Origin of the sequence: Microcoleus sp. MON1_C1 (assembly GCF_036701945.1) — a bacterium.
In the GTDB taxonomy this organism is placed as follows: Bacteria; Cyanobacteriota; Cyanobacteriia; order Cyanobacteriales; family Microcoleaceae; genus Microcoleus.
The window spans coordinates 20,999-45,088 of sequence record NZ_JAUBRO010000053.1 but is presented as its reverse complement, the minus strand read 5'-3'; the positions used below and the strand labels follow the sequence as shown (position 1 = coordinate 45,088).

Below are 24,090 nucleotides of genomic sequence, written 5' to 3'. Positions count from 1 at the left end.
ATTTGTTTATGATTGCTTTATTTTGTTTTCAATGTTCGTGACGGCTTTGTGTTCCGCCATGTAAATAAACATAAAGCTTTTATTTCCGTTTGTAAAGGAGTTTTAAGCACAGTTTTTCTTATATCCATTATAAGTTATAGTTATCATAAGCCCGAAAGCTTACTGTATAGGGAGTTTAAAAGCAGAAGGCGGAATTCGTGGACGATCGCCCACAAATGAAGAATACTCATAATCTACCTGGGCAACGAGATTCCGGGCTTGCGTCAGTGTTAAGATAGATGAAGGGTTGCGATCGCCAACCGCAAAACTCGCACTGCACAGATATATGTTGTTGCGTAAGTCCGATCGATAAAAGTCCCAAGGAATGTCCCGCACCGTCACCTACAGCCCTGCTTATACTCTGGTTCCCACTTACGAGTGTTTTAACCGCTGCACCTATTGCAATTTTCGGGTCGAACCCCTGCAAAGTCCTTGGCTGACACTACCAGAAGCCGAAAAACAGCTCAAGTTCTTGCAAACTCAAGGTGTAATTGAAATTCTCATCCTCAGTGGCGAGGTACATCCTCACAGTCAACGGCGAAAAGCTTGGTTGCAGCGGATTTACGAGTTGTGCGAACTGGCACTTGCTCTGGGATTTTTGCCGCATACTAATGTCGGACCGCTCAGCTTTGAGGAGATGGCACAGTTAAAACAGGTGAATGTATCGATGGGGCTGATGCTAGAACAGCTTGCGCCACATTTGTTACAAACTGTTCACCGACACGCACCGAGTAAAGTGCCGGCGCTGCGGCTGCAACAGTTAGAATGGGCTGGGGAATTGAAGATTCCGTTTACAACTGGTTTGCTGCTGGGAATTGGGGAAAGTGAGGCAGATTGGATTGAGACGCTGGAGGCGATCGCCCGGATTCATTCGCGTTACAATCACATTCAAGAAGTTATCCTCCAGCCACACAGTCCGGGAAATCAGCAAAGTTGGGACGGTGAAGTTTTTGATGCTACAAAAATGCCCGAAGTAATTGCGATCGCCCGCAGCATTTTACCATCTGAAATCAGGCTGCAAATTCCCCCAAATTTAGTTGCACAGCCAGACATATTGCTGGCTTGTTTAGAAGCAGGTGCTAGAGATTTAGGAGGAATTGGGCCGCGGGATGAAGTTAATCCCGATTATCCTCACCTGCAACACCAAACTTTAACAGAAATTTTAGCAGCATCGGGATGGCAACTCGTAAAGCGTTTGCCTGTTTATCCTCAGTACGATAAGTGGCTGCTGCAGACATTGCAAACTGCTGTCAAACAATGGAGAGTCAATCGATTTTAGATTTTAGATTTTAGATTTTAGATTGAAGAATTGAGCCTACTGATAAATCCGGGGGCTTGTGACCAAATTGCTTGATATTCAGTCATTAATTATGGGTAATGGGTAATTGGTAGCAACATTCTTTAAATTGCTGCTATAGAGATTTTAAATCAAAGAACCGCCACCATCAATCCAGACTTCAGTACCTGTGATAAAGCTGGACGCATCGGATACTAAAAATAAAACTAATTGGGCGATTTGTTCGCTAGAACCGGGGGTATTATCCGTCAAAGGAATCAGGTCTTGAAGGGAATCAGGCTCGAGTGGAATGTCATCAAGATGGCGCTTAACCGTGCTTTCCTCAATGGAAGTCTCCACCGCGCCCGGACATATAACATTGACTCTGATTTGGCTGGGAGCAAGTTCTAGCGCCAGCATTTTCGCTAAAGCTACTTGGGCCGCTTTGGTGGAAGCGTAAGCTGTGGCCCCAACTTTCTTGAAACTTCTGGTGCCATTAATCGACGATGTAATGACGATGGAACCTCCTTGTTTTTTCAGATAAGGAACAGCATACTTAACAGTCAAAAATGTTCCTCTGAGGTTGGTATTAATTGTCTTGTCCCACTCTTCGGGTTCTATCTCTTCTATGGGCGACCATACACCGTTAATACCTGCATTTGCCAACACAATATCAATTCTTTGATATTCATCAAAAATGGTTTGAAATGCCTGTTGCATTTGCATATAATCGGCCACATCTGCTGCAATAGCTAGCCCGCAGCCTCCTTCATCGACCAACTGGCGGACGGTTTCTTGCCCGGTTTCTAAAGTGCGATTGATAACAGCAACTTTTGCGCCTTCCTTGGCCATTAAAATTGCCGCTGCACGACCAATTCCCGACCCTCCGCCAGTAATAACGGCAACTTTTTGTGAAAGTTTCATAATTATTTTTTATGTAAAATCATATTATACACGATCGCACATTCTAAAAATAGGACTAAAGAGAGAGCTTTAGTCCTAACTATAGATAGATTTTAGTTATCAAAAATATGAAAGCAAAAAGTAAAAACATATCTTGCTTTTTACTTTTTGCTGTTAACACAGTCCTTACGGCTGCGGAACCCAGACAGAGACTGAACCGGCGTTACACCTAAAATCAGCCCAACCATCCTCATTCGTCGTGATCGGTTCTTGGATGTGTTCGGTGATGTCAATATAAGTTCGATTCGGCTGTCCGACTTCCATAAACTTAGTGCCATCGCCTCCGTTACTGAGTAGCACAGCCATGCCGCCTGGATGTTCTTCATTTCCAAGTCGCGTCCAGCCAATAGTGTTGGGGTGGTCGAAATAATCGTACTGATTGCCGTAGGAATAAGTTTGGCGCGCTAACAAGAATTTATCTACCATAAACTGATGTTGGTCTAACCAAATCTCGTATTCATTGCCATCATTTGCTTTATCCTTATAGTTAGCGCCGTAATAATCCGGGTAAAAAATGCACGGATATCCTTCGCGCCGCAGCAGGATTAAAGCGTAGGCAAGGGGTTTAAACCAAGGCTCGACAACTGATTCTAGGGATTGTAAGGGTTGGGAATCATGGTTGTCAACCAAGGTAACGGCGAGGGCTGGTTGCTGTTGGACGAGGGTGTTATCAAAAATTGTTCGCAAGTCGTAGCTATTGCCGGCCTTGCTAGCAGCGTGGAAGTTGTAGTGGAGGGGCGCGTCAAATAAGGAGACTTTACCCTCCGTTGCTTCGATGAAGTAGTGCAAAGCTTCCACTTCGTAAGACCAATATTCGCCGACGGCAAATAGGTCGCGTTGGGCATAGTGGCGGACGTGTTCCAACCATTCTTGGAAAAATTTTGCTGATACGTGTTTGACGGCATCGAAGCGAAAGCCGTCAACGTTTGTTGTATCGACATACCACTCACCCCAGTATTTTAATTCGCCGGTGACTTCTGGGTTGTCCATATCTAAATCGCAACCCATCAGGTAGTCATAATTACCTTTTTCTAAGTCTACTCCTTGATCGAATTCTTTGCCTTTTAGCAGGTAAACGGCATGGGTTTCTGTGTTGTAAATGTTGTAATCAATGGCGTCAAAATGCCACCAATGCCACTCCATGCTGGAATATTTTTTGTCGCGGCCGGGGAAGGTAAAATGCGTCCAAGCTTTGATTTTTTGATATTCGCCTACTGGGGCATTGCGGTCTTCGGGATGGAAGGGTGTAGCTTCGACTTCTTCTTCTGCATCGGCACCTAATTTGTGGTTGAAGACAACATCGGCATAAATCCGAATTCCTGCATCTTGTGCAGCTTTAATCGCGCGCAAATACTCATCTTTTGTCCCGTATTTCGTGGGTACTGACCCTTTTTGGTCGAATTCGCCTAAATCGAATAAGTCGTAGACGCTGTAACCTACCTCCTGGGCGCCGTCTGTTCCTTTATAGGCGGGTGGCAACCAAAGGGATGTAATGCCTATTTTGGCTAAATCTTTGGCAGATTCCGCTAGCTGATTCCACAGGTTCCCGTCAGCGGGGCTGTACCAGTGGAAATACTGCATCATCACGCCATTTAGTTCAGACATATATTTAGTTTTTCCTGTTTTGTAATGTTGCTAGATATATTTTTGTTCGTTGCCGAGCCCTCTAGCTATGCCTGCAATCTATAGCCAATAATTATCATAATAGATGGGGTTGGTCACAACAATCTATCTGTTGATGGATTGACAAAAAAATGTAAATTTGATATAAATTTTTAGGCTATCGAAAATTATTAAAAGGGTGGCAATACTTCGGCGACTCGCTCAACTCTTGTGCTCCAAGTACCGTCGATCGCCAATTCAAGCAATCTAAATCCGGGCGGGATTTCGTCAACTATAATCGGATGGCTTTTGGGTAAAAGTTGGATGCAGGTGCTGGGTGTCCCCAAGTAGGTAACTGAGCCCCGCTGTTGGTGGAATTCTTGGTGAATGTGGCCGCAGAGGACTATTTTGATTTGAGGGTATCGATCGACAATTGCTAAAAATTCATCGGCATTGTGCAGCATCATTCCATCCATGATTTCAGAGTCGATCGGCAGCGGGTGATGGTGCAAGGCAATGATAACAGGTCGATCGCCCGTTTGTTGCAGTTGAGAGTCGAGCCAATGCAAGCTTTCTGGGGAAAGCCGCCCGCCGTCGCATCCGGCTTCCACACTCGAGAGTAATAGAAATTGCCAGTTTCCTAGCATCCATGATTTTTCTGGGGAAAGGGGCGGTTGATTTAAGATTTCTGCCATGACTGGGATGTTGTCGTGGTTCCCAGGTATCCAGTAGGCGGGTATTCCGAGGGTGGCGATGAGGGAGACGAGGCGCTGGTAGGATTCGGGTGTTTCGTCTTGCGACAAGTCGCCTGTGAGTAGGAGTAAGTCGGGCGGCCGCTGTATCTGTTGCAAGCGATCGAGAACTGCTTGGAGGGTGCGGGTTGTTGAGAGGCCTTTCCATTCTCGATCGATCTCTGCAAACAAGTGAGTGTCGGTGATTTGGGCGACGAGTAAGGGAGAAACTGGTGTCATGGCTGGTGTTGCGGGCGATCGATGTAGTTCTAGAATACCTTCCTACAAGGGTTTTGGGGATATGGGAAAAAAGGGCGATTCCCTAGGGGATAGCTGCGCTTTACGAAATTTTTGACAGGTATGTTAAAATTTTCGAGATTTGGTGTACTATAAGAAAACGTCAAATTTCAGACGTAACGGCGGCATAGCCAAGTGGTAAGGCAGAGGTCTGCAAAACCTCCACCCCCAGTTCAAATCTGGGTGCCGCCTTTTTTAATTTTTGTTAGATGTGGGGCGATCGGCAAACCTTTCGAGGGTTGTGGCGAAATTTAATTCTTTAAGACTGAGGCAAAAAGCCGGTTTCTTAACCTGATTGCGTAATTTTAGGTTAAGGATGAGAACGAGAAACCGGCTTTTTTATGTTGATAGTGTGTCCCGGACTGTTCTTGTCTCTTATGCTATTTTTTCATGGTTACTCTCACTACTCCATCACCTGTTAAATTCTTCCTCGAATTCTCTCTCTTGGTTCTATCTGGTTTTTCATACGATTATATAAATCAACTGTAGGATCGGAATGACTAATGCAAGCAACTAAGGCATAACGTTGTATTTTAATTTCATCGGGTTTGGCCCATTTACGGTTACAACTTACAATTAGGGTCATGTTTCCTTGATCGTATTTTGTGGAGCGATCAAAAATTTCTACTTGCCCCCTTTGTATTGTTCCTTTTTTCCGCACAGTGGAACTAGGAGACAATGTGACTTCAATACCAGCGCCATGTTTTTCCTTTAACTTTGTTTTTGTGTTGTCTGGAGACTCATCAGGCAAACTTGTCTTGGTAGCCGTTTCATAAGCATTTCTAACAATTTCGCGATCGATGCCTTTAAAAAGGTCGAATTCCATCGTGACTCCTAGATATGAGTCTCCACGAGTCGGACGGGTTGGCGGGTCAAATGCGAGGGTAATGGACAATATACGAGTGCCTTGTTTCTTCAGGAAATCAGATGGCAACTGGGGAATTTCGTAAATATGAAAACTTCCTACTTTTATCGAAATATTATCCTCTGATAGAACAACATAGTTCTCGGCGGAATACATTGCACGTTGCAGTTCAGGCTGCCCATAACCATAGATTGCTAGCTGGTTCTTAATTGTTTTTGTCTTTTCACCCTGAGGCTGCCCACTTTTACATTGAAATTCGGGCGGAATTTCTTTAGGAAGAACCGCAGAATTGACAATCAGTGCCCGAATCAAATTAGAACTAGCATCCGGGTATTTTGTGAATAGTTGAGCAGCAAGGTTAGCAACACGAGGAGCAGCAAAGCTTGTACCACTGCATAGCTGAAACAAAGAACTGTAGTAATCTTTGGATAAAGTCCGAACAGAGACACCAGCTACATTATCTGAAAGTATATTGGTTTTAGGGGTTTTAGGTAGACCCAGACTTTCTCGACTTTCTCGATAACTGAAGTCTAATACTAAATCTCCACCAAAATCTACAACATCGGGCTTAATCATTCCATCCACTCCAAAGCCAGTTCTGGTAAATGGAGAAGGGTATCCTAGTAGTTTTGCGATCGCCTGACGACCGACATCAGAAGGTTCCGTGATGCTACCGCGACCAAATGATAAAGAACCAACGGTTAGTGCAATTGCTGAAGTTGCAGGATCGATGATTCGAGCGCTCTTTTTCAGCAGATAATTTGGGTAATCAGTCCGTAGTTGCTCATCGGATTTTGCCTCTTCATAAAAAGCATTTCCTGCTGAAATTACAAAAACAATATTTTTATCTTGGTATTGATAAGCAATTTCATCGATCTTTGCAGCTAATCGAAACTGCTTCAGACCATCTCTGTAAATTTGGTCAGCGTTACCCAGTGAGATATTGATTACTTTGCAATTGGGATACTGTTCAACAAAAGCACGAATGGCTTGATCGAGTTGAGTTTCTACGAGAAGATCCTCATCATATTGGTTGTCATCGTTTGTCACACGAGCAGAAAATAGCCAAGCTGTTGGATCAAACGAACGCTGTTTAATGCAATTCTCAACATCTCCATAGATAGCAATTCCAGCGACATTAGTACCATGTCCATTTACATCGTCAGGGCCACCTTTTATGAATTGCCGGTTTGCATCTGGGAATACTTCAGCTTCACCCAACACTGGAGCAATCAACGGATGACCACGCTGTACGCCAGAATCTATCACAAGAATGCCACAATTATCTTCAGGTGGGGAAACAACTTCTGGAAAACTAACAATTGGTAGATTATAATCAGCAGTGCTTTCAAATGCAGGTTGGGGAGGGCGATCGATTTCCTTAACAATTTCCACTTCTAGCAAAAGCTCTAAAACTTCATGAGTGACTTTAATGCGAGCTATACAGAGATATTCACCTATGTAGCGATCGCTCATTCTCATAGGAGCAGTATCACTGGACAAATATTCTAGTATTTCGGTAATACCATCTAAATACTTTCGCATTTCTTGGCGATCGCCTGTGTGCCACAGCTCCAAATCTAAGGGCGCAAGTTCATCTGATTCTACAGGCTTTAGCTCCAATAGACGACCAATGCGATCCTCACGTTCTAGAGGAACTACGTCATCAATTGCTCCTAAATATTCATATTTAGGCCCATCTTCTATTTGACTGTAATTTTCTAACCTTTTTTTGAACTCTGTTAGCTCATTATCAGATGAAAAAACCACAATAGCTTTGTTGGGTTCACGCGCTAAACAATTAAGTCCTGTTAAAGTCACCAAATCATCTGAAATATAACCTTGTTTAGCCATTTTTAGCTTAAAAATTAACTTTGGATCGAAACGAAAGGGATTCGTTTTTTCCTTGACAGGCTCAGTCAAGATGGAAATTTTACCCAATAAATGCTTACTATGTTCACTAATATTAGGGCGTTTGTTACCGCCAAATCCCGGGTTCGCTCGCCGAGGTAATTCGATGTTTATTCTAGGTAATTTCAAATGTTCAAACTTACTTACCATTAGGTCTAGACGTAAATAATTATTTTGAGTTGGCTATTATACTTTGTCTGTCTAAAAAACGCCCGATCGCCAATTCTAAATCATCAGCAGTCAAGGTACGTTCGCCTCGCAGAACCACAGCTTTAATCGCATCAGAGCAGATCCGCTCTATATCTGCTCCAGTAGCATTCTCAAGCCGAGCTGCAAAACTAGATATATCAATAGCAGTATAACGGATCGCAGACAGATAGCGACTCAAAAGAGCCGTCCGCAGTTCAACTGTTGGATTATCAAAGAAAATAACTTCATCAAAGCGTCGCCAAACTGCACTGTCGAGTAGCTTCTCATGATTAGTAGCTGCGACAAAGATACTTTGATTAGTCGCATTATCTATGAGCTGTAGTAAGCTATTCACTAGGCGTTTGACCTCACCGTGTTCATTTAAGTTATCGCGATCGCGGGCGATAGCATCAAACTCATCGAACAAAACAACCCACTCACCGTTTTCAATGTAGGTGAAAATTTTCTGAAGATTAGTTGCAGTTTGACCTAAGTAAGAAGAGAATACCGCTGTTAAGTTCACATAAACAAGCGGTAGCCCCAACGCACTGGAAAGGATTTTTGCGGTTTGAGTTTTGCCGCAACCAGGTGGGCCGCAGAAAAGCAATTTGTTTTTCGCCTTCAGGTTATAGGCGACAAGGATGTCTTGCTTGCGGTTTTCAAGGACAATTTCTTGAAGGATATCAACAATTTTTTCACTGAGTACGATGCGATCCCAAGTAAGATCGAATCGTTGTACATTAAGCAAGGAAAGTCCAGTATCCTTGTCTTTAGGAGGTTCAGGAAACTGATTCCAAGGTGCCAAATTAGCAGCTAGAGGTTTGGTGTATTCAGTCCCATTTAGAAGAAGCTTTTCTAGATCTCTAGCCAGTAAGACATGATTTTTATTTTTTTCTTCTTCAATAATTTCTCTAGCGGCAGCCAAAAACTCATCTCTTTCATTGTGAGAGAAGCTTCTGAATAGTTTCCTGAGGGTTTCGCCACGCGCCATATCTTGCAACAGGAGTTTAATACTCTACATACCTTCCTTAATTAAATATAGTCCATTTTTACTAAAAAGTCAACATTTTAAATACTGATTTTTATGTATTTATTTTGTGGTCGCTCCGAGGTTTTATTTAATATAATTAATAATTCAATTAATCTGAAGAAATTCTAGTTTATAGAGAATTGTCAGATTACCTTACCGCTATTTTATAAGGAATGATTAAAATTTGCTTTTCACTTGAAATAATTAACGCCTCGTCCTTATAGGTTAAATAAAAATAGGACAATTTAATTGCTAATCACTAATCGCCCCAAAGCAATTAGCAATTAGCAATCTTACCCAAATTATCACATTTTGCTGATAATTCTTTGCAGGATTTCCACGCCTGATACCGCTTGCCAGCCAAACAGCCCCAACAGCACAATATTCAGAAAGATGTGAGTGTTTCTCGCCCAATCATTGCCTTTTTGCATCAAAGGTGTCAGCGAGGCTGCGATCGCAATTATGGCCATCATTCCCAACCCTGCTAGCAAGTGCGGCCCGACAAATAGCTTGCCGTTGTTGATGTAGGTGACGGCCATCCCGACGATCGCAACCGTAACCATCAAGGCTAACAGCAAAGAACCCATCTGGTGGTGCTTGACGTTGAATTTGCCCTTAAGTAACTCTTTTTTGACTTCGCCTTCCGCACTTCTGGTACGTCGGATTTGAATGCCCAGATACAAAGCATAAAATGAGATAGCCAACAGTACCCACATTAAAATTGGGTGGATGAATTGGCTCCAAACTTTCACTGACTGAGGAATTTCGAGATTCATAGTGTTCTGAGGATTAGCAAACATACTTCATAAAACTTAGCATACCAGTCAGTCCGTCTCGTGCGACGGTAAAAATATACGGTATGAGAGACTATTATGCCTGCCACTAAACAAGACGCTGTATTGATTCAAGCCGCCAAGACTGGCAACATTATTCACGTCCAAGCTTTACTCGCTAAGAATGTTAACGCTAACGCCAAAGACTCTGAGGGGACGACGGCTTTGATGTTTGCTGCCCAAAAGGGCTATACAGAAATCGTGCGTACTCTACTAAACAATGACGCTAATGTCAACCAGGTGAGCAGGCGTTTTGGGCTAACGGCTTTGATGCTGGCGGCGGCTCACAAACAGGCTGACTCTGTGCGGCTGTTGCTGGCTGCGGGTGCTGATGTTAATGCTAAAAATGATGATGGAAGTACGGCTTTGATGGCGGCTTCTCTGAAGGGCGATATCAATGTTGTGCGGATGTTACTTGATGCTAATGCTGATGTAAATGTCCAAGATAAAGATGGAGATTCTGCTCTGAAAATAGCTGCTTTATCCGGTCATCTAGCTGTTGTAAAAGCTTTGGCAGATGCGGGTGCTGTTGCTGACAATTCTATGCTGTTTTTAGCTGTCCGTCAAGGAAGCGCTGAAATTGTGCGAATTTTGCTCAATTGTGGGGCGGATGCTAATGTTAAAAATCTAGAGAGCAAAACTGCTTTGATGCTGGCTGCGACAGCGGGAAATTTGGCTGTTGTCGAGGCGCTGTTGGCTGCTGGTGCTGATGTCGAAATTCCCGACAAAAACGGAGAAACTGCTTTAACTTTGGCTGCGGATGCCGGCAATACTGATGTAGTGCAAACTTTGCTTGGTGCGGGTGCTAATGCGAATGTGAAAAATGGAGATGGGGGCACGGCTTTGATGGCCGCTGCTGCTGGGGGAAATGCGGCGATCGCCCATATCTTACTCGATGCGGGCGCCGATATCAACGCTAAGGATAAAGATGATGAAACTGCTTTGAATTTAGCCGTGGTTGAAGGCTGCGAAGATGTCGTGGAATTGCTCTTAAACCGAGGTGCTAGTGTCGGTTCGAGAAATCGGTTGGGCGATACGCCTTTACTGGTGGCGGCTGTTCACGGCCATAGTGCGATCGTATCGGCTTTGCTGCAAAAAGTAAACTCAAATCCGGCTGATTTTCTGAATGCTAAAAACTTTGGGGAGACGGCTTTGACGCTGGCTGCGTTTCACGGACATACCGAGACGGTGAAAGCTTTGCTTGACGGCGGTGCCGATCCCAATGTCCCGGCGGATTTGGGGAAAACGGCTTTAATGAAGGCGTGCGATCGCGGTCATATTGCGATCGTCCAATTATTAGTCGAAAAAGGTGCAGATGTCAACTTGCTAGATGATTCGGGCGCAACTGCTTTAATGTGGGCAGCACATCGGGGTTATGCTGAGGCAGTAACAATTTTAATTGAGGCTGGTGCAGAACTAAACCACAAAAATCCGGGAAATTATACAGCTTTAATGCTGGCTGAGTTTAAGGGTTCTTCCAGTGTGGTGAAATTGCTCAAAAGTGCTGGAGCACTGGAGTAAGAATTAAATAGTTTTGAGTAAGGTAATTCTGTCATTCTGAGGGTAGGCTTTGGGAAGCGAAGAAGCTCAGATATCGGGACTTACGCATTGTAACGGTGTGGCAAGAATTTGAGATTCTTCGCTTCACTCAGAATGACAAAATTAGGTAATTAGTGCGTCCAAGACGATGAATTATATCAATTCCGGCTGCGCCGGAATGATATCAAATCCGCGCTTCATCGTCGGGGGTAAAGTCGAATCAAGCTGCCAACAAATAATTCGCGCAATTTTCATTTTTTGGACTCACAGTCAACAGTCAACAGTCAACAGTCAACAAGCATTCCGGTGCAACCGGAATCGATATTAACCTCAGTTTGCTTTGCGTACCCAGCCGTTAATAGTAAAGCGGCTATCAGCAAAAGCTTTTGAGGGACAGCTAACTCGCAAAACTTCGTGCATATAGCGACTTAGAAAAAATACAATGCTGTTATTGCGAGGCTCAACGGTTCTGAATGTCTTGTCCGCAACATAAAAATTGTTCTCGATTTTGCTGTCATAAATCTGCAACTCGCCACCTGAAAAACCCTTGGGTTCTCGATAGAAATAGTAAACGTAAGTAAAAAATCGGCTGGCGGTATCTGGCGAGCCACTGTCGTTGTGAAGTTTATAAAAGTTGTTGTCATTGTGCATGGTTAGCTGAGCTTCTATCTCACCCAGGGGAAATGACGGAATATTTAAACTTTTCAGCACGTCGGGGAGAATTGCTTTGATGCGATTAACCATCAGTTCCGAAAATTCGGGGAACGAGTGGAGTACCATCGAACGGCGGTAATCTTCGGCATTAGTTGAGGTGCTGGTACTCACAAATTCTGATTCTTTTGCTAAGACATATTTAATGAGTTTGTTCTTTTCGGCGGGGGTCAAAAAGTTGTCTATTTGGGCGTAGCGAGATATTAAATCGTCATTTACAGGCGGCGCAGGGGCGGGAATTTCTGCGGCGGGAATTTCTACGGGAGTTGCAGGCTGCTGCGGTTGCAGTTCCTGCAAGTAAATTGGGGGTTCGGTGACTAATCCCACTAGGTTTTCGCCGGGAAAAGAAAGGGCGGAACGACCTCCGTCTATAGGGATTTGAAATAAGGTGGAAAAACCGGGTGTTGGTTGAGTGCGATCGACTAATGTTTTGATCAGGCTGTGCAATAATGGTGTATCTGATTTGAGCGTGACGGTGCATTGATGTCCGCCAGTGAGCAGGATTTTGACTTTTATGTCTTGGGGTTTAATTTGCGGTTGAATTGTGCTAGTCATAGCCGTTAGTTATAGAAGAAAAAAGTTCGGCAACGGATTCGCAAGGGCGGATGTAACGGATGGATGGGAGAAGGAAGATGGAATATGGAAGATCGAAGAACAAAAATTCCATCATTGCTTGAGGGCGGGCTAGAAGCCCACCCCACAATAGAATTGACTCTTTGTGGAATAGGCATCTTCCCTGTTCGTGAGAGATAACTAAGATGTCATTACTACACTACGAACTTAATTAATGCAAGAAGTGGCGGATATCAGTGAAAACCATTGTGATTCCGAGTTGGTTGGCAGCTTGAATGGAATCTTGATCGCGCATACTTCCGCCTGGTTGGACGATCGCAATTATGCCCGCCTCAGCCGCAGTTTTGACTGAATCGTCGAAGGGGAAGAAACCGTCACTGGCCAAAATCGCTCCTTTGCTCTTCTCTCCTGCTTGTTCTAATGCTAGTTTAACTGAGCCGACGCGATTCATTTGTCCGGCGCCGACACCGATTGTAGTGCGATCGCGCGTCACAACGATCGCATTTGATTTGACGTGTTTCGCTACTTTCCAAGCAAACAGCAATTCTTCCAACTCTTGGGCCGTCGGCTGTTTCTCAGTAACAACCCGCCATTTGCTAGTTTCTTCTACTATATTATCTGAGTCTTGCACCAGCAAACCGCCTGCAATAACTTTAACAGTTTGTGGCGGCCCTTGAGTCAAATCTGGCAAAATTAATACTCGAACTTTCGCCTTTTTCTTGATAATTTGTTCGGCTTCTGGTTCGCACCCCGGCGCGACGATACATTCTAAAAATGTTTGAGTTAACGCCGTTGCGGTAGCAGCATCTATGGGGCGATTGAGGGCGACAATGCCGCCGAAAGCTGAGACTGAATCGGTGTCAAAGGCTTTTTGATACGCTTCAAAAATAGTTGTTCCCAAGGCTGTGCCGCAAGGATTTGTATGCTTCAGAATAGCGGCGGCGGGTGTGTCGGGGAATTCTACGATCAGCCGCCTTGCTGCTTCTAAATCTACTAAATTATTGTAGCTTAATTCTTTGCCTTGCAGAATGGTGCTAGTCGTCCAGCCTGTCGGTGTACTTCCGCTTTGATACCAGGTGGCGGCTTGATGGGGATTTTCGCCGTAGCGCAGAGTTTGCAACTCTTTTCCTGATAAATTAAACTGGTCTGGTAGCGAAGATGCTTCAGGGGATTGGCTGCTGCTGAGATAATTTGCGATCGCGCGATCGTAGTTTGCTGTATGTTTGAATGTTTCTAGCGCACATCTTTGCCGAAACTCTAAGGATGCTTCGCCGCCATTTTCCCGCAGTTCTTTTAAATAAGTATTGTACTGTTCGGGGTCGCACAACACTGTCAAATGAGCGTGGTTTTTGGCTGAGGCTCTCAACATTGCCGGCCCGCCGATATCTATCTGCTCAATTGCGTCTGCTAGAGTAACTCCTGGCTTAGAAATTGTCTCTTCAAATGGATACAAATTGACTACAACTAGATCGATCGCCCGAATTTGATTTGCTGTTAAGTCTGCGAGGTCTTCCGGTACATCGCGGCGTGCTAAAATGCCACCGTGGATTCGTGGGTGAAGTGTTTTGACTCGCCCTCCCAAAATTTCGGGAGAACCAGTATATTCCGCAACTTTGGTCACTGGGATGCCTGCTTCTTTGAGGGCTGTTGCTGTCCCGCCACTACTAATTATGTCAAATTCAAATTCTTCTACTAGAGTGCGCGCTAAGTCGATTAGTCCGCTTTTATTGGATGTGCTCAGAAGTGCTAGACGTGCCATTGGTTTGAAGTTGCGATCGCAAAAATAGATAGGTTATATTCTATATCACATCTGCCTGCAGGGAGATGATTTGGTAATGGCTAATTATGATTATTTTGGACGATTTAAAGATGAGTCCGCTCATTTTTAAGTATAATTTTTTTCAAAATTATATATTATTTTATACTGACCCGTGGCTTCTAAATATTTAGGACTTTTGCGTGGAACGGATTATTTTGTGAGTGGGAGGGGGATTGAAGCCATATCCAGCTTGCACCGTTCGTATCGCTACGTAAGTATCAATGTTGTTGAAATTACTTAATAAAAGTTAATAGATAATTATAGCGCGATTACTCAGGAATTTTAACGAAGTTTTAGGATGAATTAGAAAAGTAATGTGCTAGCATCGGGTGTAAATTGCGATCTCCCTAAATTTCCCGGAAAATTGGGCGATCGCAATAGCTTAATCGAAAAAATAACTTGGTAGGGTAGAAATATGTTTTTTCAAGAAGCCGATCCAGAAAATAAGGTCAGTAATATTAGCAGGAATCATAAAAAAAATGCTCACAATATGATTCACAGAACCGACTACCAACAGATTCCCAAAAAAAGAGCCGAGAATTCGACAGATGCCAACATTTCCGAAGCTTATAGTCTTAGTCTGTGCGAACTGCAGCAGATGGAGCGAGCAATGGAACAGCTAAAGCAGGATTTGAAAGCTAGCGAATCTCGGTTTCGGAATGTGATCGAAAAAAATGCCGACGGCATCGCAATCGTTAACAAGCGAGGACTTGTCTGTTTTGCCAACCCGTCAGCAGAAGCGCTGTTTAACTGCACGGCAGAGGAACTTCTAGGTCAAGCATTTTTTGGCAATTTAGTAGTAGAAGTTTCAGCTTGCGACCTTGAGATGGCGACGGATATTATTCCCCAAGTTGGAAAAACAGAAGCGCCAGGAACTCGCGTCGTGCAAACAGAAGTTGAAGCTATTCGCAAGCAAAAAGCAAATGCTGTAGTAGAAATGCGGGTGGTGGAAACGGAATGGGATGGAGAAATGGCTTATTTAGCTACGCTGCGGGACATTACCGATCGCAAACGTGCAGAAGAAATGCTTTGGTTGTACGATCGAGCTATAGCAGCTAGTAGCACCGGATTTACGATTTATGACGCCACTGACCCAGAACATCCAATTATTTATTGCAATCCCGCATTTGAAAGCATGACCGGTTATCGGCGGCAGGAAATTATCGGGAAAAACGGTCGATTTTTGCACGGAAGCGATACCGATCCGGCGGCAGTAGAAATAATTCGCCAAGCCTTGCAAACAGAAAGCGAATGCAAGGTAATATTAAAGAATTACCGCAAAGACGGAACCGCTTTCTGGAATTGTTTCTCAATATCTCCCGTGCGCGATCGCCTGGGCAAATTAACTCATTTTATTGGCGTACAGAGAGACATCACTGAGCGCAAACAAGCTGAAGAAGCCTTGCATATTTCCGAAGCACAAAGCAGAGAACAAGCCGCTCAACTAGCAGCTACACTTAACCAGCTCAAAGCCACTAATTCCCAATTAGTTCAAAGCGAAAAAATGTCTAGTTTGGGCTTGCTACTTGCCGGCGTCGCTCACGAAATTAACAACCCAGTCAGCTTCATTTACGGCAACCTCACTCATCTCACAAATTATACTCAAGACTTGTTTCACCACCTCGAACTTTACCAAAAGCATTATCCCGATCCAGTCGCGGAAATTCAACAGGAAAGAGAAGAAAATGAACTCGATTTTTTAGCTGAAGATTTACCTAAAATACTGTCTTCCATGAGCGTTGGTGTCGAACGGATTTGCCAGATTGTGCAGTCGCTGCGGAACTTTTCGCGCCATGACGATTCACAGATGAAACCCGTTAACATCCACGAAGGTATTGACAGCACGCTGTTAATTCTCAATCACCGTTTGAAAGGGAACGGAGAAAAGCCGCCAATTCAAATTGTAAAACAATACGGACAATTGCCGACTGTTGAGTGTTTTGCTGGGCCGCTCAATCAAGTTTTTATGAATATTCTCAGCAATGCGATCGATGCTTTAGAAGATGCGAACAATAGGCAAAATTGTCAACAAATGGTAGAAAATCCTAGCCAGATTAGGATTGGTACGGAAGTGGTCGGCAATTTTGTAGCAATTAAAATTGCTGACAACGGCCCGGGAATAACTGAGCAAGTCAAACAGCAGATATTCGATACATTTTTTACTACCAAGCCCATTGGTAAAGGCACGGGAATGGGATTGTCAATTAGCTATCAAATTATTGTAGAAAGACACAAAGGGGAATTATATTGTACTTCGGAATTGGGCAAGGGCACGGAATTTACTCTCAAAATTCCGATCGCACATTAGCGCAGAATGGGCAATCCGCGCTTTACCAACTTGATATACAGGCAAACAAGCGAGCGGGACGTTCGCACTCCTAAAAAACGAGAAAAATCGTTTTTTCTCGTTACCCGACTCTGGCTGGGAACGCATACTTAGAGGCTTTGCCTCCCCATTGTAGAGAGAATTATCAGGTGCTTTTTTGCTCACCTTACCCGCCTAAATAACTCATTAAAAAACCTCTGCACCCTCCAACTTCTTAAAAGTTTCAACCTTAGCCCTCGCCGCTTCCCCGCAAGTCTTCGGCGTCGGAAACATCTTCCCAGGATTCGCCAAACCTTTCGGATTAAACACCTGACGCACCCACTGCATCGTCTCCAAATCTACCTCCGAAAACATATCGGGCATAAAACACTTCTTATCAGCACCGATGCCGTGTTCCCCCGAAAGACTTCCCCCAACTTTCACGCAAAGCCTGAGAATTTCTCCGCCCAATTCTTCCACCTTTTCCAGCGCACCTTTTACCGAGTTATCGTACAGAATCAGCGGGTGCAAATTCCCGTCTCCCGCGTGAAATACATTAGCAATTCGATAACCGTATTTCTCGCTCAAACCCTCAATTTCTTTCAAAACATAAGCCATTTGGGTTCGCGGAATTACGCCGTCTTGCACGTAATAATCAGGACTGAGATGACCCGCCGCCGCAAAAGCAGCTTTCCGCCCTTTCCAAATTTTTAGGCGCGTTTCCGGGTCGCTTGCCGTGGTGATATTTCGTGCTCCGTTATGCTTGCAAATATCGGCAATTCGCTGTTTGTTTGTGGCAACTTCCACTTCTAAACCGTCGATTTCTATGAGTAGAATTGCCGCCGCATCGCGGGGATAACATCCAGTTGCCACCACATCTTCCACAGCATTAATGCTGATGTTGTCCATGATTTCCATGCCGCCGGGAATAATGCCAGCGCTGATAATATCGGAAACCGATTCGCCCGCTGCTTCTATACTGGAAAAATCCGCTAGGAGAACGCAAATCGATTCCGGCGCTTTGAGAATTCGCAGAGTAACTTCTGTGGCGATTCCTAAAGTGCCTTCAGAACCGACAAATACACCAGTTAAATCGTAACCGGGCATTTCGGGAATTTCGCCACCGACATCGACAATAGAACCGTCGGGAACTACCAATTTTAATCCTAAAACGTGATTCGTTGTGACTCCGTATTTGAGGCAGTGAACACCGCCAGAATTTTCGGCAACGTTGCCGCCAATCGAACAAACAATTTGGCTGGAAGGATCGGGCGCGTAGTAGAAACCGGCGCCGCTAACTGCTTGCGTTACCCAGTTATTAATTACTCCCGGTTGCACGACAACTTGCTGATTTTCTAAGTCTACTTTCAGGATTTTTCGCATCAGGGCAGTGACAATCAGCACGCAGTTTTCTACAGGCAAAGCGCCGCCAGAAAGACCTGTTCCTGCGCCTCTAGCCACCCAGGGAATTGAGTTGCGATCGCATATTTTGACCACTTGCGCCACTTCCTCGGTAGTTCGAGGCAATACCACCATGGCGGGGCGCTGGCGGTAGCTGGCGAGTCCGTCGCACTCGTAGACAATCAATTCTTCGCGGCGCTGCACCACCCCATTTTTGCCGACTACAGCCTCAAATTCTTTAATAACGGGTTTCCAGTTGCGTTGTGTTTCTATGGCTATCATTAGTGAATTTAATTAGGGAACTATCAATAATATTGTGGCAAGTTTTACTAAGTTTAGGCAATTATTTTTCTAAGGGTTGCAATATTGACACAGGGAAGGATCGGCAGTCTCTCGACCGTCGGGAAATACTTTTTCTTTAGTATAACCGCAGTTTTTGCATTTATAGATTGCCGATCGCACTAGCTGAGTCGGAAAATAGCAAAGTCCGCAGGGCAATCCGATTTTCGTCTCAGCAATATCGAATCCCGGCCAACCGCACTCCGGGCAGAATTGCTTAAATTTTTTAACTAAATCTAGAGTTGCATTTTCGATGTTTTTCATCCGAGTTGGATTGTACATCGCCCGCATATCTGTTTCAATGTGAACTCGGCCGATTGAGGATTTTTTTAAGCCTGCTGTCACCGCGTCAAAAAGTTGTTTTTCTGTCCTAAGGCCCTTGACAATTTCGCCGTTACCAAGTGCAGCGTCGCCAACTATAACCACCAGTGCGTGTTCGGGAAATCCAGCTTTTTTAGAAAAATCATCTGCTTCTTCTATACTGGAAACTAACTCGTGACTGTAGTTAGTTTCAACCGAGAAAGAGTCGCCGATGAGTTCTAGATTGTTGGCTCGATCTAATAAAATTACTATTTCTCTGTTAGCTGGCAGATACGGCATCATTGGGTGAGGGCCGAAAGTACCTTCGCTGGCAAAGGCAAGAGTTTCGCCCGCAATTTCTAGAGCTTTTTGTGCTTTCTGGCGAGCCGCGTCTATTTGAGTTCCTAAGCGTTTAACTTCTCTGGTGAAGGTGCCGAAAGTGTCTGTGTCAAGTTCCGCAGGTACTATGATTTTTACACCCAATTCTCGTTCCAAAACTGGAGCCATCACCCGTTCTTTTTGGTGCATGGTAGCAAGAACTGCGGTGCGATCGCTCAAGAATTGATGGGGATTCACAGGCTCAGAAATATTAGACATACAGCAGCATTATTTCTTAACAGAAGGCTCAAATACACCCTTTGACCTAAGTTATCAATTCAGCACTCAAGCGTCAATCTTAAAAGCGATCGCTAGTTGCCCCCAGTCACTCCCCCAACTTGACCTCTGAGTACAAAAATTACTCCAGTCATAATTAGCGCCACGCCTACCAACCGCAGCGGTGGCAAAGGCTCGTGAAATATAAGTTTGCCGCCTAAAACAGTAAATAGGTAACTAATTGACAGTAAAGGCGAGACTATGCTAAGGTTTGCCCGCGACAAAACTACAATAAAGCCGATGGAAGAAATTGCATACAAAGAAAGACCCCCTACAATCAACGGCTGAGTAGCCATGGCTATAATTTTTTCTATTAAATTAGCAGCGCCAATGGGCCCTAATATTTTAGCTCCTGCCTTCAGGCTGAATTGACCTGCGACGCCGCACAATATTGCAGCAAGCAATAACAGAAAAACGCTTCTATTCATAAGTTTACTAACCTATAGTACAATCAAAAATTGCTGTTACCAAAAACCTCAAAAACTTTAATTAAGTTTTGTTAGGTTTTATTCACCACTAATATTTTAAGCAGAGATACGGGAAAATCAAGTATGGTCGATCGCGATCGAGAGTTGAACAAATATATGGCAGAGCAGACCAACCCAAGCGGAGAATATACTCTAGAACTATCGATAGTCATGCCTTGTCTGAACGAAGCAGAAACTTTAGAAATCTGCATACAGAAAGCACTGAGGTCGCTGCGCGAACTTGATATTGCAGGCGAGGTCATCATAGCAGACAACGGCAGCACTGACGGTTCTCAAGATATCGCTACCAGAATGGGAGCAAGAGTTGTGCCCGTAGCAGCCAAAGGCTACGGCAGCGCCCTGATGGGAGGAATCATCGCAGCGCGCGGAGTTTATATTATCATGGGCGACGCTGACGACAGCTACAATTTTTCCAACCTCGGCGCTTTTGTCAACAAATTGCGAGAAGGTTTCGACTTAGTGATGGGAAACCGGTTTCAAGGGGGCATCAAACCGGGTGCAATGCCGCCGCTGCACAAATATTTAGGAAATCCGGTGCTGACATGGGTTGGGCGGCTATTTTTTGCAAGTCCCGTCGGCGATTTTCACTGCGGACTCAGGGGTTTTAGGAGAGACTCAATTTTGAAACTCGACTTGCAAACAACGGGGATGGAATTTGCTAGCGAAATGGTGGTCAAGGCCTCTGTATACAAGCTGCGGATAACTGAAATCCCAACCGTACTTTCTCCCGACGGCCGCAGCCGGCCGCCGCACTTGCGAACTTGGCGAGATGGCTGGCGGCACCTGCGATTTTTGCTGCTTTACAGTCCTCGGTGGCTGTTTTTGTATCCGGGTACTGCGCTGATGATTTGGGGTCTAATTGTTAGTATTTGGCTGTTGCCCGGTACTCAAAAGATTGGGAGTATCAGCTTTGATGTACACACGCTGCTGTATGGTGCGATCGCAATTATCATCGGTTTTCAAGCAGTAACTTTCGCTTTTTTCACCAAAATTTTCGCCATCAGCGAGAAATTCCTGCCCGAAGACCCCAAACTCAACAAAATATTTCGCTATGTCACCCTAGAGACAGGATTGATTGTCGGAGTCACGCTGATTTTAATCGGAATAGTTGGCTCGTTCTTGTCATTAACTATCTGGAGCGAAACAGCTTTCGGTTCTCTCGACCCTTCTAAAACTCTGCGTTTAGTTATTCCCTCGCTCACTTGTCTGACCGTCGGTTTGCAGATGGTTTTGTCGAGCTTTTTTCTCAGCGTGCTGGGGTTGAAGCGTAGGTGATAACATTAAAGTTACTGCCAACATTTTTCAAAACTAAGTTGCCATGCAGTGGAAGCTCAGGGCGATCGCACTTCCCTCGATTCTAAGTTGAATTAACTCCAGATATTGCTGAAACAGCGGCCAAACTGAGAGCAAGTTACAATTTGCGATCGCCCGATTCTATTCAAATGGCTACAGCTATCTGTGAGGGTGCTTCGTTTTTATTGACAAATGATGCACAGTTGCCTTCTTTGCCGGGGTTAACGGTGTTAGTGTTGGAGAATTTGAGAAATTGAGGGATTATTTTTGGATGGGAAGACAGGGGCGATCGCACTTTGGGAAGATAAGGGCGATGACCTGTGATTCTATTTCAACTACGCAAACATCAAGCGACCTTTCGGTTGAGGAATAGGACGACCCAGTGCGTTAGCCGTTTCTATCCACTCCTGCATAATAATCTCTAGATTTTGCAGTGCTTCTTGATAATTTTCCCCATCCGCAGCACATCCCGGCAATTCTGGTACTTCGGCAATAAATGCCTGGTCTTCCTCATTCCAGTAAATGATGACTTCGTACTTCATTAACGAATTTTAACTCACTCAAAAATGTCGAGCTGGTTCCTGTCCTAATTCTTTGCCAAACTCTAGATAATCATCGATCGAGTTTTGGAATTCTTGGCGCGATTCTTCAATATTTTGTGCTTTGAAAGTCACTACGTCATTAATGTCGAGGACTCGTCCGAAAAGAATTTCGGCTGCTAAATCTACTTCAATGTTAGCACTGTAACCTTTGTAAGTCATCATGGTTGTAATACTTCTTCCTTTTAACAAAACTCTAAATAATCATTCCTAATCACTGACATATTCGATACTCCAATCGTCTTCTGAGATCCCAACTGCTTCTAGAAAACGACGACAAAATTTTCTATGCTCCTTCGCAGATTTATTTATACCAACCCAACATCCATTTGTTAACTTCTGCCATTCATTTCCATCACTATTTTTATCCGGGCGATTCTCTTGGAAATGAGGTTTAAGTAAATTTCTAGCCTTTTCAAAGCGATCCGATCTATTTTTAATCACCCACTCACAGCATTGAATTGTAACTTGTCGCCAGGTTTGCTTAGGAAGTGGAATTTCGTCACCACAGATTTTAATCAACTTTGGCTTACCGGATGTGCGACTAGGAAATACTTCATGTTCTCCAAGAGATGGCCAAATTTCGATAAACTTAATGCTGAGAAAATTAGCTCGTTCGAGAATAGCTTTTTCATCCCATCGGTTAATACTTTGAGAAAAATAGTCACTATTAATTCGCAAAGCGTGTTCAGCCAGTTTTTGCTTTTTCACCAGAAATGATGAATTAGAAAGTTGTGAATTCCACTCAGGAGTAACTAAAGTTAAATTCCCCAAGGTATGTAAATAATCTTGGTAGATTTGTTGAAATTCACCTCCAAGTTCATTCTCCCAATCTTCGCTTGACGTTTGTGGCAAAATATGCTCAATAGTTGATTTTTGATCAAGGACAGTAAACCCACCTTTTCCCTTAGACAAGTGGCGATTAATTGTTTCTATAACAAGACATATTTTGTGAGTGTTTTTCTCATAAAGTTGACGGCTTTTAATTGATTGTCTAACATCATTATCATTAGGATATTGCTTGGCAATCAAAACTTTTTGCAAAGCTTCTGGCAAAGTGATTTCTTCATCTTCATTTTTCATTGCTTCTACATCTTTCCAAATGGAGGGGAACATTTTATTAAGATAGTTTGTTTGTTTTCCACAAATATACCGACGAACCAAATAATTTTCTAGTGATTTTAAGCATTCGATAAACTCCTCACGATCAATCTTTTGAGATTTATACTCATTATAGAGCGTTAATAAAAACGGATAAGCAGTAGAAAGGTCGAAAGTATTGAGGCGCAATAATACTATTTTAATATTTTCGTTGTCTTCATTGTCAGGTCGCAGTAGTTTGTCATAATATTCAGCAAATTTTAGGAGATTAGCAATTTCTAGGACAAATGCTTGGTCATCTAATTTTTTACAATAATCACGAAATCGTGCATAAATATGGGATTCGGCACAAAGATTTCTCGTTTCCATTGCTAAATAATGCCGAAGAAAAGCCGTTAATTCACCCATCCCTGATTTCCCAACTATTCGTTTTTCTTGCAATAATCCCTCAATTTTTTCCCAATATTTAGTAAAAGCATTTTCTTGCTGAGATGTTGGTAACATCATCGCCATATAGTTGCGGACTAAATCTGCCTGAGTTAACGGTTTGCCTTTGGCATTCAGACTTTCAAAAATATGATAAGGATTTTCATCTTTATTAAGTTCTATGAAAACAAGTTGAAAACAGTTCTGTAATACTGTAAAAAACTTACCAATATCTAGTTCACCTTCTTTAACTTTAGATTCGATTTCGGGAAGAAAATAATTATAAGCTTTAGGTATGCCAGATTCAGTAAATTGCTTATAATTTCCTTCTAAAATAATCGCTTGATAAGCTTGGCGATCGCCATATTTATTGGTTGGTAAAAGTTTAAAATAAACATCACCTTCGCCTTCTTCATCTGAATTGACTACAAATTTATTGATTTTCTTAGCAAGCTTTTGATCGGTGGGCTTGATAATATCCCGCAAAACAAGAAATAGTAAGGATAAGGTGGTCAAACGTTGCTGGCCATCAACCAAGTTAAAAGCTGTCATTATGCCGCGTGTTCCATCATTGATGACTACCAGAGATCCTATAAAATGTTCTGGTTCTTTTTCGGGATCGTATTCATCATAAATTGCGATCGCATCCTTTAATAACACTTCCCATTCAGTTTTTTCCCAACTATATTGGCGTTGAAAGTGGGGCATAACATAATGAATTTCACCACCGGAACTGAAAACTTTGGCAATTTTCCAACTATCTGCTTTCATTGCCAATCACTCCAAATATATCTAAAGATTTGTTC

19 protein-coding genes and 1 tRNA gene are annotated in these 24,090 nt (G+C 43.5%); 6 read left to right on the top strand and 14 right to left on the bottom strand.

What is annotated here, in order from left to right:
- Window positions 1-364 precede the first annotated feature (364 nt).
- Complete coding sequence (gene cofG / locus QUA62_RS24065; protein WP_333407271.1) at window positions 365-1,318, top strand: 7,8-didemethyl-8-hydroxy-5-deazariboflavin synthase subunit CofG; 954 nt, start codon at window positions 365-367, stop codon at window positions 1,316-1,318.
- A 144-nt stretch (window positions 1,319-1,462) separates the two neighbouring features.
- On the opposite strand, the gene QUA62_RS24060 is transcribed toward cofG, so the two are convergent.
- The 3 genes from QUA62_RS24060 to cpdA form a co-directional block, all read right to left on the bottom strand.
- A complete protein-coding gene (locus tag QUA62_RS24060) occupies window positions 1,463-2,239 on the bottom strand; it encodes an SDR family NAD(P)-dependent oxidoreductase (RefSeq protein WP_333407270.1) in 777 nt (258 codons plus the stop codon).
- A 165-nt stretch (window positions 2,240-2,404) separates the two neighbouring features.
- Window positions 2,405-3,883, bottom strand: coding sequence for an alpha-amylase (locus QUA62_RS24055; RefSeq protein WP_333407269.1), 1,479 nt, complete (start codon window positions 3,881-3,883; stop codon window positions 2,405-2,407).
- Between the two features lie 188 nt (window positions 3,884-4,071).
- A complete protein-coding gene (gene cpdA, locus QUA62_RS24050; RefSeq protein WP_333407268.1) occupies window positions 4,072-4,851 on the bottom strand; it encodes a 3',5'-cyclic-AMP phosphodiesterase in 780 nt (259 codons plus the stop codon).
- A 178-nt stretch (window positions 4,852-5,029) separates the two neighbouring features.
- Between cpdA and QUA62_RS24045 the strand changes: the two genes are divergently transcribed.
- Window positions 5,030-5,100, top strand: a tRNA-Cys gene (locus QUA62_RS24045).
- Between the two features lie 226 nt (window positions 5,101-5,326).
- Here QUA62_RS24045 and QUA62_RS24040 read toward each other — a convergent pair.
- The 3 genes from QUA62_RS24040 to QUA62_RS24030 all read right to left on the bottom strand — a co-directional run bounded on the left by QUA62_RS24040 (window position 5,327) and on the right by QUA62_RS24030 (window position 9,679).
- Window positions 5,327-7,834, bottom strand: coding sequence for a S8 family peptidase (locus QUA62_RS24040; protein ID WP_333407267.1), 2,508 nt, complete (start codon window positions 7,832-7,834; stop codon window positions 5,327-5,329).
- A gap of 19 nt (window positions 7,835-7,853) precedes the next feature.
- On the bottom strand, window positions 7,854-8,864 hold the full coding sequence (locus QUA62_RS24035) for an ATP-binding protein (protein ID WP_333407266.1): 1,011 nt from the start codon (window positions 8,862-8,864) through the stop codon (window positions 7,854-7,856).
- A gap of 344 nt (window positions 8,865-9,208) precedes the next feature.
- Window positions 9,209-9,679 carry a DUF4079 domain-containing protein gene (locus QUA62_RS24030; RefSeq protein ID WP_333407264.1) on the bottom strand — a complete coding sequence of 157 codons (471 nt, stop codon included), beginning with the start codon at window positions 9,677-9,679 and terminating at the stop codon, window positions 9,209-9,211.
- A gap of 96 nt (window positions 9,680-9,775) precedes the next feature.
- Between QUA62_RS24030 and QUA62_RS24025 the strand changes: the two genes are divergently transcribed.
- Entirely contained in the window at window positions 9,776-11,257 is a 1,482-nt protein-coding gene (locus tag QUA62_RS24025; RefSeq protein ID WP_333407262.1) for an ankyrin repeat domain-containing protein, read from the top strand.
- Between the two features lie 348 nt (window positions 11,258-11,605).
- Here the strand turns inward: QUA62_RS24025 and QUA62_RS24020 are convergent, their stop codons facing one another.
- Window positions 11,606-12,541: a 2OG-Fe(II) oxygenase gene (locus QUA62_RS24020; protein ID WP_333407260.1), complete on the bottom strand. Its 936-nt coding sequence runs from the start codon at window positions 12,539-12,541 to the stop codon at window positions 11,606-11,608.
- A 229-nt stretch (window positions 12,542-12,770) separates the two neighbouring features.
- Window positions 12,771-14,318 carry a bifunctional phosphoribosylaminoimidazolecarboxamide formyltransferase/IMP cyclohydrolase gene (gene purH, locus QUA62_RS24015; protein ID WP_333407258.1) on the bottom strand — a complete coding sequence of 516 codons (1,548 nt, stop codon included), beginning with the start codon at window positions 14,316-14,318 and terminating at the stop codon, window positions 12,771-12,773.
- Window positions 14,319-14,793: 475 nt separating this feature from the next.
- Between purH and QUA62_RS24010 the strand changes: the two genes are divergently transcribed.
- The gene (locus QUA62_RS24010; RefSeq protein ID WP_333407256.1) at window positions 14,794-16,686 is read left to right on the top strand and encodes a PAS domain S-box protein; all 1,893 of its coding nucleotides are present in this window, start codon (window positions 14,794-14,796) and stop codon (window positions 16,684-16,686) included.
- Window positions 16,687-16,890: 204 nt separating this feature from the next.
- Here the strand turns inward: QUA62_RS24010 and glcD are convergent, their stop codons facing one another.
- From glcD to QUA62_RS23995, 3 genes are all read right to left on the bottom strand, one after another.
- Window positions 16,891-18,366 (bottom strand): glycolate oxidase subunit GlcD, encoded by a 1,476-nt coding sequence (gene glcD / locus QUA62_RS24005; protein WP_333407254.1) that lies wholly within the window; start codon window positions 18,364-18,366, stop codon window positions 16,891-16,893.
- Between the two features lie 69 nt (window positions 18,367-18,435).
- Window positions 18,436-19,320, bottom strand: a complete 885-nt coding sequence (locus tag QUA62_RS24000) for a DUF6671 family protein (protein WP_333407252.1) — start codon at window positions 19,318-19,320, stop codon at window positions 18,436-18,438.
- A 92-nt stretch (window positions 19,321-19,412) separates the two neighbouring features.
- Window positions 19,413-19,805 carry a transporter gene (locus tag QUA62_RS23995; RefSeq protein ID WP_333407250.1) on the bottom strand — a complete coding sequence of 131 codons (393 nt, stop codon included), beginning with the start codon at window positions 19,803-19,805 and terminating at the stop codon, window positions 19,413-19,415.
- A 123-nt stretch (window positions 19,806-19,928) separates the two neighbouring features.
- Here QUA62_RS23995 and QUA62_RS23990 point away from each other — a divergent pair, with 123 nt between their 5' ends.
- Complete coding sequence (locus tag QUA62_RS23990; RefSeq protein ID WP_333407248.1) at window positions 19,929-21,140, top strand: glycosyltransferase family 2 protein; 1,212 nt, start codon at window positions 19,929-19,931, stop codon at window positions 21,138-21,140.
- A 143-nt stretch (window positions 21,141-21,283) separates the two neighbouring features.
- On the top strand, window positions 21,284-21,415 hold the full coding sequence (locus QUA62_RS23985) for a PIN domain nuclease (protein WP_333407246.1): 132 nt from the start codon (window positions 21,284-21,286) through the stop codon (window positions 21,413-21,415).
- A gap of 78 nt (window positions 21,416-21,493) precedes the next feature.
- On the opposite strand, the gene QUA62_RS23980 is transcribed toward QUA62_RS23985, so the two are convergent.
- The 3 genes from QUA62_RS23980 to QUA62_RS23970 are packed head-to-tail and all read right to left on the bottom strand — an operon-like array spanning window position 21,494 to window position 24,055.
- The gene (locus QUA62_RS23980) at window positions 21,494-21,700 is read right to left on the bottom strand and encodes a type II toxin-antitoxin system HicB family antitoxin (RefSeq protein ID WP_333166080.1); all 207 of its coding nucleotides are present in this window, start codon (window positions 21,698-21,700) and stop codon (window positions 21,494-21,496) included.
- A gap of 18 nt (window positions 21,701-21,718) precedes the next feature.
- Window positions 21,719-21,922, bottom strand: coding sequence for a type II toxin-antitoxin system HicB family antitoxin (locus QUA62_RS23975; RefSeq protein ID WP_333407243.1), 204 nt, complete (start codon window positions 21,920-21,922; stop codon window positions 21,719-21,721).
- A 45-nt stretch (window positions 21,923-21,967) separates the two neighbouring features.
- Window positions 21,968-24,055: a DUF262 domain-containing HNH endonuclease family protein gene (locus QUA62_RS23970; RefSeq protein WP_333407241.1), complete on the bottom strand. Its 2,088-nt coding sequence runs from the start codon at window positions 24,053-24,055 to the stop codon at window positions 21,968-21,970.
- Window positions 24,056-24,090: the final 35 nt, after the last annotated feature.